General features: G+C 67.9%; 12 protein-coding genes. 2 read left to right on the forward strand and 10 right to left on the reverse strand.

Annotated elements, in window-relative coordinates; genetic code table 11:
• Nucleotide 1: 1 nt before the first annotated feature.
• The 6 genes from D6T64_RS09070 to D6T64_RS09095 form a co-directional block, all read right to left on the reverse strand.
• Entirely contained in the window at nucleotides 2–835 is an 834-nt protein-coding gene (locus D6T64_RS09070) for an SseB family protein (protein WP_119974398.1), read from the reverse strand.
• A complete protein-coding gene (priA, locus tag D6T64_RS09075) occupies nucleotides 819–1565 on the reverse strand; it encodes a bifunctional 1-(5-phosphoribosyl)-5-((5-phosphoribosylamino)methylideneamino)imidazole-4-carboxamide isomerase/phosphoribosylanthranilate isomerase PriA (protein ID WP_119974399.1) in 747 nt (248 codons plus the stop codon). Before priA ends, D6T64_RS09070 begins: the two co-directional genes overlap by 17 nt.
• A gap of 76 nt (nucleotides 1566–1641) precedes the next feature.
• Nucleotides 1642–2328, reverse strand: coding sequence for an imidazole glycerol phosphate synthase subunit HisH (gene hisH, locus D6T64_RS09080; RefSeq protein WP_233550971.1), 687 nt, complete (start codon nucleotides 2326–2328; stop codon nucleotides 1642–1644).
• Nucleotides 2325–2945: an imidazoleglycerol-phosphate dehydratase HisB gene (gene hisB / locus D6T64_RS09085; RefSeq protein WP_119974400.1), complete on the reverse strand. Its 621-nt coding sequence runs from the start codon at nucleotides 2943–2945 to the stop codon at nucleotides 2325–2327. Before hisB ends, hisH begins: the two co-directional genes overlap by 4 nt.
• Complete coding sequence (locus D6T64_RS09090) at nucleotides 2945–4069, reverse strand: histidinol-phosphate transaminase (RefSeq protein ID WP_119974401.1); 1125 nt, start codon at nucleotides 4067–4069, stop codon at nucleotides 2945–2947. Before D6T64_RS09090 ends, hisB begins: the two co-directional genes overlap by 1 nt.
• 27 nt (nucleotides 4070–4096) lie before the next feature.
• A complete protein-coding gene (locus D6T64_RS09095; RefSeq protein ID WP_119974402.1) occupies nucleotides 4097–4504 on the reverse strand; it encodes a LysM peptidoglycan-binding domain-containing protein in 408 nt (135 codons plus the stop codon).
• A gap of 286 nt (nucleotides 4505–4790) precedes the next feature.
• Between D6T64_RS09095 and lexA the strand changes: the two genes are divergently transcribed.
• A complete protein-coding gene (gene lexA, locus D6T64_RS09100; protein ID WP_119974416.1) occupies nucleotides 4791–5483 on the forward strand; it encodes a transcriptional repressor LexA in 693 nt (230 codons plus the stop codon).
• 75 nt (nucleotides 5484–5558) lie between these two features.
• Here lexA and metE read toward each other — a convergent pair whose 3' ends face one another.
• From metE to hflX, 3 genes are all read right to left on the reverse strand, one after another.
• Nucleotides 5559–7934, reverse strand: a complete 2376-nt coding sequence (metE, locus tag D6T64_RS09105; RefSeq protein ID WP_119974403.1) for a 5-methyltetrahydropteroyltriglutamate--homocysteine S-methyltransferase — start codon at nucleotides 7932–7934, stop codon at nucleotides 5559–5561.
• Nucleotides 7931–8992, reverse strand: a complete 1062-nt coding sequence (locus D6T64_RS09110) for a methylenetetrahydrofolate reductase (RefSeq protein WP_119974404.1) — start codon at nucleotides 8990–8992, stop codon at nucleotides 7931–7933. Before D6T64_RS09110 ends, metE begins: the two co-directional genes overlap by 4 nt.
• 321 nt (nucleotides 8993–9313) lie before the next feature.
• Entirely contained in the window at nucleotides 9314–10846 is a 1533-nt protein-coding gene (hflX, locus tag D6T64_RS09115) for a GTPase HflX (RefSeq protein WP_119974405.1), read from the reverse strand.
• Between the two features lie 40 nt (nucleotides 10847–10886).
• Between hflX and D6T64_RS09120 the strand changes: the two genes are divergently transcribed.
• Nucleotides 10887–11537, forward strand: a complete 651-nt coding sequence (locus D6T64_RS09120) for a class I SAM-dependent methyltransferase (protein WP_119974406.1) — start codon at nucleotides 10887–10889, stop codon at nucleotides 11535–11537.
• An 83-nt stretch (nucleotides 11538–11620) separates the two neighbouring features.
• Here the strand turns inward: D6T64_RS09120 and D6T64_RS09125 are convergent.
• The coding region (locus D6T64_RS09125) for an FG-GAP repeat domain-containing protein (RefSeq protein WP_147364512.1) at nucleotides 11621–11908 on the reverse strand (288 nt) is incomplete at its 5' end.

Consider the following 11908-nt stretch of genomic DNA (forward strand, 5'->3'; position numbering starts at 1 on the left):
CCTAGTGTGAGGCGGTCAGCTGCACCCGCAGCGAGTCGACCCCGGTCGCGATGATCTCGCTGTCCGCCCAGCGCCTGGCGAGTCGGGCGAGGGTGGCGTCGAGTTCGACCTGGGTGAGGCCGTCGACGAGTTCGAGCCGCACGATGAGTTCCGGGCCGCTCAGGCGTGCCTCCGGGTCTCCGGCGGCGAGGCTGACACCGAGCACGGCCAGTTCCGAGGCGATCGACTCGGAGAAGGCATCGGCAACGGTGCGGCTGGCATAGCTCGGAGTCCACGGCAGCGACTGGGCGATTGCCCAGAGCGCCGGACGACGGATGACGTACTCACTCGGTGCGGTGGGGTCCAGCACCACGAGGTCGGTGTCTTCCTGGGCGGCGGCGAGGGCGACCCGCACCGCGTCGGCCGGCACCGGGCGGGCCTCGGCGTTCCACGCCGTCATCGCCGCGGCGGAGGTGAACGCGGGCAGCACGTTGCGGCCGTCGGGGCCGGCGACGGTGATGATCGAGAGTTCCTGGGTCTTGTCGATCATGATCCCGTGCGGCCCGACGGCGGCGTCGCCGAGGCGCGTGACCAGGGGGATCAGCAGCCTTGAGCCGCGCAGGGCCGCGACGACCTGCTCTTCGCCGACCTGCCGCGCCCGGAATCCGGCGAGTGCAGCCATCAAGACGGCGGGCGCGAGCCCGTCGTCCTCGGCGCTCACGTTCTCTTCGAAGACACGCCCGGCCCACGGCTGGCCGGCGGAATCGGCGGCGGCGCCTGGATGCGACTCGGCACCGGCCGCCCCATCAGGGCCGCCCGGGAGGCCGGTGGATCCGAGGTTACGCGCCCGAGACATCCAGTGCCTCGGGGAGGGTGAATGCCCGGGCGTAGAGGGCCTTGCCCACGATCGCACCCTCGAGGCCGCGCGGCACGAGCTCGCGCAGGGCGGCGATGTCGTCGAGGCTCGAGATGCCGCCGGAGGCGATCACGGGCTTGCGGGTGCGGTCGAGCACCTGCTTGAGCAGTTCGATGTTGGGGCCCTGCAGGGTGCCGTCCTTGGTGACGTCGGTCACCACGTAGCGGGCACAGCCGGCCTGTTCGAGGCGTTCGAGCACCTGCCAGAGGTCGCCGCCGTCCTTGGTCCAGCCGCGGGCGGCCAGCGTGGTGCCGCGCACGTCGAGGCCCACGGCCACGGCCTCACCGTATTGCGCGATCACGCTCGCGGCCCACTCGGGGTTCTCCAGCGCCGCGGTGCCGAGGTTGATGCGCTTGACGCCGGTGTTCATGGCCGCTTCGAGCGATTCGTCGTCGCGGATACCGCCGGACAGTTCGATGTGCACACCGCGCACCTGGCGGATCACCTTTTTGATCACGCCGGTGTTGTTGCCGCGACCGAAGGCAGCGTCGAGGTCGACGAGGTGAATCCACTCCGCGCCCTGGCGGGCCCAGTCCGACGCCGCGTCGACGGGGTCGCCGTAGTTGGTTTCGGTGCCGGCCTCGCCCTTGGTCAGGCGCACGGCCTTGCCGCCGGCGACGTCGACGGCCGGTAACAGGGTCAGGCGGGGGGCTTTGGTGAACTCGCTCATGGTGTCCTCAATCGGGGGTGGCCGATCAGCGGCCGAAGTTGGTGTGTGGTGAAAGTGGGTGGTGACGGCGTGTGGTTCAGCGCCGCAGCGTGCCCAGCCAGTTTTTCAGCAGACGGATGCCTGCCTCCCCCGACTTCTCCGGGTGGAACTGGGTGGCGGTGAGCGGACCGTTTTCGATGGCGGCCAGGAACGGGCCGCCATGCTCGGCCCAGGTCAGGCGGGGCTGGGGGAACGGCGGTTGCACGTCGAGGGACCAAGCCTGGGCGGCGTAAGAGTGCACAAAGTAGAAGCGCTCATGCTCGATGCCCCGGAACAACACCGACTTCTCGTCGGGGGTGACGGTGTTCCAGCCGATGTGCGGCAGGATTTCGGCGGGTAGCTCGGTCACCGTTCCCGGCCATTCGCCGAGGCCTTCGGTGTCGATGCCGCGTTCCACGCCGTGTTCGAAGAGCACCTGCATGCCCACGCAGATGCCGAGCACCGGCAGACCGCCGGCGAGCCGGCGGTCGATGATCTCGTCACCGCGGAACGCTTTCAGGGCGGCCATCACAGCGCTGAAGGCACCGACGCCGGGCACGACGAGGCCGTCGGCGGCCAGGGCCAGGGCCCGGTCACCGGTCAGGGTGACGTTCGCGCCGGCCAGTTCGAGCGCCTTGACGGCGGAGTGCACATTGCCGGTTCCGTAGTCGAAGACAACGACGGATGGCGCATCCCCGGCGGCAGCATCCGTCACCGTGGGGTCAGCCGGAAGCTCCGCGGTCACAGGGCGCCCTTGGTGCTGGGAACACCGTGCACGAGCGGATCGAGGGCCTTGGCCTGACGGAACGCCCGCGCGAAGGCCTTGAACTCGGCCTCCGCGATGTGGTGGGGGTCGCGGCCGCCGAGCACGGTGATGTGCACCGTGAGGGCGGCGTGGACGGTGATGGCTTCGAAGACGTGCCGCACCATGGATCCGGTGAAGTGGCCGCCGATGAGGTGGTATTCGAACCCGGACGGTTCACCGGTGTGCACGAGGTATGGGCGACCGGAGATGTCGACGACGGCCTGGGCGAGGGCTTCATCGAGGGGAACGAGGGCATCGCCGTAGCGGGAGATGCCGCTCTTGTCGCCGAGTGCCTGCCGAATCGCCTGGCCGAGCACGATTCCGACGTCTTCTACCGTGTGGTGCACGTCGATTTCGGTATCTCCGTGGGCGCGCACGACGAGGTCGGTCAGCGAGTGCTTGGCGAATGCGGTGAGCAGGTGGTCGAAGAACGGCACCGTGGTGTGAATGTCGCTGACACCGGTTCCGTCGAGATCGAGGGAGAGGTCGATGCTCGATTCGCTGGTCTCGCGCTGCAGGTGGGCGACCCGGAGACCGGGTTCCGTCGAAGAACTCATCAGGCTAGTTTATTGGTCTCGGCGGCCTCTGACGGCACCGGCCCGGCCGGGGGCACGAGGCGCTCCACGGCAGCGAGAAACGCACTCGTTTCCGCTTCGGTTCCGGCGGAGACCCGCAGGTGGCCGGGGATCCCCACGTCGCGAATGAGCACCCCGTCGGCGAGCAGGGCCTCGAAGGTGGCCCGGGGGTCGGCGACCCCGCCGAAAAGAACAAAGTTGCTGCCGCTCCGGTGCGGCAGATAACCGAGCCGGGATAATTCGGTCACGATGCGGTCCCGCTGGTCGCGGATCTCGTCAACCATCGCCAGCATTTCGTCCGCGTGGGCGAGGGCGGCGTTCGCGGCCGCCTGGGTGAGCGCGGAGAGGTGGTACGGCAGGCGAACCAGCCGCAGAGCGTCGGTCACCGCCGGGTCCGCAGCCAGATAGCCGACGCGCGCACCGGCGAAGGCGAAGGCTTTGCTCATGGTGCGGGAGACGAGCAGCCGCGCCCGCCCGGGCAACAGGGTCAGCGCGCTGAGCGTTCCCGGGTCGCCGAATTCGGCATAGGCCTCGTCGACGACAACGATGCCCGAGCTGGCGTCGTAGACGGCCTCGATCGTCTCGAGAGACAACGGGGTGCCGGTGGGGTTGTTCGGCGAGCAGAGAAAGACCATGTCGGGCTGTGTCTTCGTCACCCAGTCCGCGGCGGTCTCCGGCGATAGCTCAAAGCCGGCGTCGCGGTCGCCGGCGATCCACCGGGTGCCCGTGCCCGATGCCAGGATCGGGTACATGGAGTAGGTGGGAACGAACCCGAGCAGGCTCCGCCCCGGCCCGCCGAAAGCCTGAAGGACGTGCTGCAGCACCTCGTTGGAGCCGTTGGCGGCCCAGATGTTCTCGCGCGTGAGGCCGTGGCCGAGGTAACCGGCGAGGCGGTCACGCAGCTCGGTGAACTCACGATCCGGGTAGCGGTTGATGGTGAGCAGGGCGCGCGCCAGATTACTCACGATGTCGAGCGCGACGGGCTCGGGAATGGTGTGCGTGTTCTCGTTCACATTGAGCGTGACCGGCACGTGCAGCTGCGGAGCGCCGTACGGGATCAGGCCACGAAGGTCGGAACGGAGGGGAAGGTCTTCAAGACTGGTCACCGCTCCATGCTACGGCCGTGCGCGCGCTTAGTCCGCCGCGCTATAGGCGAGCGGGAGTGCCAGACGCTGTCCGGGCTCGACGGCGTCGACGCTGAGCCGATTGAGGCTGACGATCTCCGCGATGACATCGCGCGGGTCAGCCGTCGGGGCGATGCTCTCGGCGATCTGCCAGAGCGACTCGCCGGCCTGAATGGTCACGTAGTCGAACGTGACCAGCGCTGCAGCATTGGTGGGGCCCGCCGCGCTGGCCAGGCCGCCGTTCAGTGCGAGCACGAAGGCGGCTGCCACGACCGGAATCGCGGCCAGGGTGGTGAAGACGACTCGCCCGCGCCGGGTGAGTCGGAGCGTGGACCGTACGGATGCGGATGGTACGGATGCGGATCGGGCGGATGCCGATCGGGTGGCTGCGGATCGAATGGAAATCACTGCACTCATGGTGTTACCTCCTGAAAGTCGGTCTCGGAATGCGTATCTATGTTCCGAATCTATATTCGAGTCTTCGAACAATCAACCCCTAACAACGATTTATTTCTCAAAGTTTTGCAAAACACTCGAATAAAGCTTTGTTTTGAAACTCGGAAAAAGATAAACTTTCGTTAGAAAAGGTGTTCGTTGCAGAGACAACCAGACACCACCGACATTCCCGCTCGCACGACGTCGTCATCACCGTCAGCAGCACCGTCAGCGGGACCGACGCAAGGAGCGAATTGTGACCCAGGACATCACCGGTTCGCCCGACAAGGGCGCTACCACCCGACGACGCAAGACCCTGAGCAAGCGTCAGCTCGCCATCCTCGAAGTCATCCAGAAGTCCGTCAGCCGCCGGGGCTACCCGCCGAGCATGCGCGAAATCGGTGACGCGGTCGGCCTGGCGTCGCTGTCGAGCGTGACCCACCAGTTGCACCAGCTCGAGCTCAGCGGATACCTGCGCCGTGATGCGAACCGCCCCCGAGCCCTCGAAGTCCTCATCGAGGTGCCGCAGGCACCCGAAGACCCGTCCGGACTGCCCGACCAATTCCCCGCCGGTATTCAGGTCGGCGACGCCGCGATGGTGCCGCTGGTCGGGCGCATCGCCGCGGGCATCCCGATCACGGCCGACCAGCAGATCGACGAGATCTTTCCCCTGCCCCGCCAGTTGGTGGGCAAGGGCGAGCTCTTCATGCTCAAGGTCGTCGGTGAATCGATGATCGACGCCGCCATCATGGATGGCGACTGGGTCGTCGTACGCCAGCAGAAGACCGCCGAGAACGGGCAGATCGTTGCCGCCATGCTCGACGGCGAGGCGACCGTCAAGGTCTTCCGTCAGCGCGACGGGCATACCTGGCTGCTCCCCCGCAACAGCAACTTCGAACCGATCGTCGGCGACTTCGCCGAGATCCTCGGCAAGGTCGTCGCGGTACTCCGCTCCGTCTGACCGGCACAGCTCTTCGCGAACGCGCGATGGCCGGCCGCTTCGGGTGAAGCGGCCGGCCATCGTCGTTGTGGATACCTACGCCGAGACGGATGCCCCCAGGCGCGCGCGCACGATGCGGGTCGCCTCCTGCATGTTCGTGAGCGACTCCACCGTCTCCGCATACCCGCGTGTCTTCAGGCCGCAATCCGGGTTGACCCAGACCTGCCGGGTCGGCACGGATTCCAGGGCGGTTTCGAGCAGCCCGACGAGTTCGTCGACGCTCGGCACGCGCGGGGAGTGGATGTCGTATACGCCCGGGCCGATACCGTGGTCGAAGCCCTGCGACTGAATATCGTGAACGACGTCCATACGTGACCGGGCGGCCTCGATGCTCGTCACGTCGGCGTCCAGGTTGCGAATAGCGTCGAGCACCACGCCGAACTCCGAGTAGCAGAGGTGGGTGTGGATCTGCGTCGCATCCGTCACCCCGGCCGTTGCGAGCCGGAACGAACCGACCGACCAGTCGAGGTAGTCGGCCTGCTGCGCCCTCTTCAGCGGCAGCAGCTCGCGCAGGGCGGGCTCATCCACCTGGACGATGCCGATTCCAGCGGCCTCCAGGTCGCCGATCTCGTCGCGCAGCGCGAGGGCAACCTGCCGGGCCGTGTCACCGAGCGGCTGGTCATCGCGCACGAACGACCACGCGAGAATCGTGACCGGGCCGGTCAGCATGCCCTTGACCGGCTTCGCCGTGAGGCTCTGGGTGTAGGTCGACCAGTCCACCGTGATCGGGGCCGGCCGGGAGACGTCACCCCAGAGGATCGACGGACGGGTGCAACGGCTGCCGTAGGACTGCACCCAGCCGTTCTCGGTGACCGCGAAACCGTCGAGGTTCTCCGCGAAGTACTGCACCATGTCGTTGCGTTCCGGTTCGCCGTGCACGAGAACGTCCAGGCCGATCTCCTCCTGCAGCGCCACGACCCGGGCGATCTCCGCGCGCATCAGCTGCCGATACTCGTCGGGCAGCAGCGTGCCGCGCAGGGTCTGGGCCCGCGCGCGGCGAATCTCCCCGGTCTGCGGGAACGATCCGATCGTGGTCGTCGGCAGCAGCGGCAGGTCGAGGGCCGCCTGCTGCGCGGCCAGGCGCACGTCGTACGGTCCCCGCGAGAAGTCGGCGGCGGTCAGAGCCTCCGTGCGAGCACGCACCGCACTGTTCCGAACACCGGGCGCCTCGGCGCGGGATGCGAGTGCGACGCTGGCCGCCGCAAGCTCGTCGGCCACGGCGTCCCGGCCCTCCTGCAGGCCGCGCGCGAGCACGGCGACCTGGGCGACCTTCTCGTCGGCGAAAGCGAGCCAGGATTTCAGGTCGCCGCCCAGCTTCGATTCGTCGGCGACGGAGTGCGGCACGTGCAGCAGCGACGTCGATGTGGAGATCGTCACGTTCGGGGTCAGCGCGCGCAGGTTTTCCGCCCGGCCGACCGCCGCGGCGAGGTCGCCACGCCAGATGTTGTGGCCGTCGATGACACCCGCGACCAGGGTCTTGTCGGCGAGGTCGGCGACCAGGCCGGGAGCGTCATCCGGTGCCGTGCCGCGCACGAGGTCAAGACCGACGGCTTCGATCGGCGCGGCGGCCAGCACGGGGAGCGCGTCGTCGAGACTGCCGTAGGGCGCCGCGACGAAAATCGCCGGTCGGCGGGAGAGGCGGCCGAGCGTTTCGTAGGTCCAGCGGGTCGCCCCGAGGGTCTCGGTGCGGGGCGTGTCGATGCTTTCGCTGACGAGGGCCGGTTCGTCGATCTGGATCCATTCGGCGCCGGCCGCGGCGAGCCGCTCGAGCAGCGTGGCATAGACCGGCAGCAGGTCGTCGAGTCGGGACAGCGGCGAGAAGCCGGCCGGGGCGTCATCGCTCGCCTTGCTCAGCAGCAGGAAGGTGACCGGGCCGACGATGACCGGACGGGTCAGGAACCCGGCCGTTTTGGCCTCTTCGAAGGTGCGCACGATGCGATCGCTCGCGAGCGAAAAGACCGTCTCCGGGCCGATCTCCGGTACGAGGTAGTGGTAGTTGGAGTCGAACCACTTGGTCATTTCCAGCGGCAGGCTTGAACCTTCGCCGCGGGCGAGGGTGAAGTAGCCGGCGAGGTCGAGGGTCCCGTCGGCCTGCACGAGGTGCGCGAAGCGGGTGGGGACCGCGCCGACGGTGACGGCGGTGTCGAGCACCTGGTCGTAGAACGAGAAGCTCTCCGGGATGGCGGAGTCGGTGCGGCCGAGGCCGAGGCCCGCGAGGCGTTCCCGGGTGGTGGCGCGCAGTTCCGCGCCGGTCGCTTCGAGCTCGTCCGCGCTGATGGTGCCGGCCCAGAAGGCCTCCACGGCCTTTTTCAGTTCGCGACGCCGACCGATGCGCGGGTAGCCGAGGATCGTGCCGGACGGGAAGACAGCGGGGACAACGGTGCCGGATGAGACGGGTGCAGAGGTAGTCATACGGATTCCTTGACGGGGTGTGCGGCCGCACGAGCGAACGTGTGGTCGGTGGGCGGATGGGCGGAGAGCGTGGGGGTGCGACCGTTCGGCAGCGCCCCGCAGCCCTCGAGAACGGAGAGCACGGTGTCGTGCTGATTGAAGGCGTACAGGTGGAGTCCGGGAGCGCCGCCGGCGAGCAGCTCCTGGCCGAGGCGCACGGCGTGGGCGATGCCGATCTCGCGCTGGCCGGCCTCCGTCGGCTCGATTTCGAGCTGGATCGACAGTTCCGCGGGCAGCTCTTCGCCGGACAGCTCCAGAATGCGACGCAGCCGGTTGGGGCTGGTCACCGGCATGATGCCGGGCAGGATCGGGAACGTCACCCCGGCTTCCTCGGCCCGCTGAATGAAGCTCAGGTAGTGGTCGGCGTGGAAGAACAGCTGCGTGATGGCGAGATTGGCGCCCGCTGCCTGCTTGGCGAGGAGGGTGTCGATGTCCTGCGACGTCGACCGGGACTGCGGGTGGCCGTTCGGAAACGCGGCCACGCCGATGCGCACCTTGTCGCGGGTGGTTTTCAGGCGACGGGCCCGCGGGAGACCAGGGATCACCGTTTCGCGATAGGGCACCTTCTCGGCCTGCACCCGGTGGATCAGCTGCACGAGTTCTGCGGCGCTGCCCAGGTCGCCGAGGAACGAATCCCCCTCCCGGGTACCCTGCGGCGGGTCGCCGCGCAGCGCGAGGAAGCTGTGCACCCCGGCGTCCAGAAACTCCCGGATCAGGGAGCTCGCCTCGGCGTGGGACGACCCGACACAGGTGAGGTGCGCCATCGGGTCAACCCGGGTCTCGTGCAGGATGTACTTCAGCACGTCGAGGGACGACCCGCGCGATGACCCGTTGGCGCCGTACGTCACCGAGATGAAATCGGGGCCGGACGCAGCGAGGTGGTCGATCACGGCGTGCAGGGCGGTGGCACCGGCATCCGTTTTGGGCGGATACAGTTCAAACGAGAACGGAACGCGCGCAGTCCGCCGTGAAGGGACACCGGCGATACCGTCGGTACAGGCGGGGTCCGTGGAATTCATGATTCCTCATTCGGCAGGAAGCGAAGTGCCAGGGGTGAGCCTGTGGGTGCACTGTGCGGCCGGGCGGCCGCGGTCCGCCAGTCAGCCTGGCGGCGCTCGCGGGCGGGTGCCGGGCTCGGCTGTCGCTCCATGCCGCCGGGCGAACACACCCGGTGGCAACGATTGAGTTGAGTGTAGCAACGCCCCCGAAGCCTGTCAGGGGCGTGTGACGCCATGTTTCAGCGCACCGGCATCCGCTTGACGCGAGTGAGCACTTTTTGCACTTCTCGTCGCCGAGAAGTGCAAAATGTGCTCACTCGCGGGGAGATGCCGCGGGTGGACCTAGTGGGCGGTCGCGGCGCGGAACGGGGTGAACTGGGCCTCGATCTCGGGGGTTACGAAGGCGCGCACGAGGGTGCCGCCCTCGACGTATTCGGTCGAGTCGATGCGGCCTTGGTCGTGCAGCAGGGCGATGAGGTCCCCCCGGTCGTACGGCACGAGCAGGGTCAGTTCGATCTGCGGGCTCGGCAGCAGGTCGCTGAGCTGCCCGAGCACCGCTTCGATACCCTCGCCGCTGCGGGCGGAGACGAAGATGGCACGCGGTTCGAGGCCGCGCAGCACGAGCCGGTCGTCCTCGCTGACGAGGTCGCTCTTGTTGAAGATGACCAGTTCGGGAATCTCCCGGGCGCCGACCTCGCCGATCACGTCACGCACGGTGGCGAGCTGGCTGACCGGGTCGGGGTGCGAGCCGTCGACGACGTGCACGATGACGTCGGCGTCGGCGAGTTCCTCGAGCGTCGAACGAAACGCTTCGACGAGCTGGTGGGGAAGGTTGCGCACGAAACCGACGGTGTCGGTCAGCGTGTAGAGGCGGCCGTCGTCGGTGGTCGTCTTGCGCACGGTCGCGTCGAGCGTCGCGAACAGCGAGTTGTCCACGAGCACGCCGGCGCGGGTGATGCGGTTGAGCAGGCTCGACTTGCCGGCGTTGGTGTAGCCGACGATGGCGACGGATGGCACGGCGTTGCGTTTGCGGTTCGCCCGCTTCGCGTCGCGGGCCGGCTTCATTTCGACCATTTCCTTGCGCAACTTCGACATGCGCGTGTGGATGCGGCGACGGTCGAGTTCGATCTTGGTCTCACCGGGGCCACGGGAGCCCATTCCGGCACCGGTGCCGCCGACCTGGCCACCGGCCTGGCGGGACATCGAGTCGCCCCAGCCGCGGAGGCGGGGAAGCATGTAGGCCATCTGGGCGAGCTCGACCTGGGCCTTGCCCTCCCGGCTCTTGGCGTGCTGGCTGAAGATGTCGAGGATCACGGCGGTGCGGTCGATCACCTTCACCTTGACCACGTCTTCGAGGGCGCGCCGCTGGCTCGGGGCCAGTTCGGTGTCGGCAATGACGGTGTCCGCGCCCATGGCCTTGACGAGGTCGGCGACTTCCTGCGCCTTGCCCTTGCCGAGGTAGGTGCTCGGGTCGGGGGTCGCTCGGCGCTGCAGCAGTCCGTCGAGCACGGTCGCGCCGGCGGTTTCGGCGAGGGCGGCGAGTTCGCGCATGGAGTTCTCGGCGTCGTCGACCGTGCCGTGGGTGTAGACGCCCACGAGCACGACGTTTTCGAGGCGCAGCTGGCGGTACTCAACCTCGGTGACGTCTTCGAGCTCGGTGGAGAGTCCGCCGACACGGCGCAGGGCGTTGCGGTCTTCACGCTCGGACTGGTCGCCGTCGTGGCCGCCCTCGTCGTGGCGGGCGACGTCGGATTCGCTTTGCAGGGCCTGCGCCGAGCCGCTCCGGAAGAGCGAATACCCGGACGCGCGGGTGTCGGCGCTCGCGAGAACCCGGGCTACTACATCATCGTCATCGTGCACGGTTGGTTCATTCATCCCATTAACCTTAGTTGATCGACCTTGAAAGGTTCCCTGCATGTCACCCGAGCACGAACAGTCCTCCGAACCGCTTCCCGCACCCGCCGCCGAGCATTATTTTTCGGCCACCTCGCAGAGCGAGCTCAGAACCCGCGAGATCACCGTGCAGTTGGCCGGTGCGCCGCGGGAGGTTGTCACCGCGAACGCCGTTTTCAGCCCGCAGCACCTTGACGGCGGCACCGAGGTACTGCTGAAAAACATCCCGGAACCGCCGGAGACCGGAACTTTCCTCGATCTCGGCTGTGGCTGGGGCCCGATTGCGCTGCACCTTGCGCTGTCCTCCCCCGCCGCCACGGTTTGGGCGGTTGACGTGAATGAGCGCGCCCTCACACTGGTGCGAACCAACGCCGCGCGCCTCGGCCTGACCAACGTGATCGCGGCGTTTCCGCAGGACGTGCCCGCGGACATCCGCTTCGATACGATCTGGTCGAATCCGCCGATCCGGGTGGGCAAAGAGATGCTGCACGACATCATGCTGACCTGGTTGCCGCGGCTGAAGGCCGACACCACCGGCTGGCTCGTCGTGCAGCGCAACCTCGGTTCGGACTCGTTGCACCGCTGGCTTGAGGCCGAGCTGCCGGGCGACTTCGAGGTCACTCGGGACACCATCTCCAAGGGCTTCCGGGTGCTGCGCGTCGACCGCGACTAACCGCTGACGCGTAGAGCGGGTGACCCGTCGGTGAAACACGCTCACACCGACGAGTCACCCGCTCGTGTTCTGGCGCCGATGGGTCAGCTGAGCGTGACCCACACACCGGCGTTGCCGAACCCCACGATGTCGGCTTTCCCGTCGCCACTGACGTCGGCCAGCACCCGCGGATGCTTCTCCACCCGCCAGCCCCCGGCGTCGTAGGCGAAGTTGTCGACGACGTTCACGGGGCCCTGGAAGGTGCCATTTCCATTATTGCGGGACACCCAGACGGCCGCGTCGCCGAATCCGACGATGTCGGCGCGGCGGTCACCGGTCAAATCGGCCAGGAACCGCGGATGCTTCTCCACCCGCCACCCCCCGGCGTCGAA

This window comes from Cryobacterium melibiosiphilum (assembly GCF_003602235.1).
In the GTDB taxonomy this organism is placed as follows: Bacteria; Actinomycetota; Actinomycetes; order Actinomycetales; family Microbacteriaceae; genus Cryobacterium; species Cryobacterium melibiosiphilum.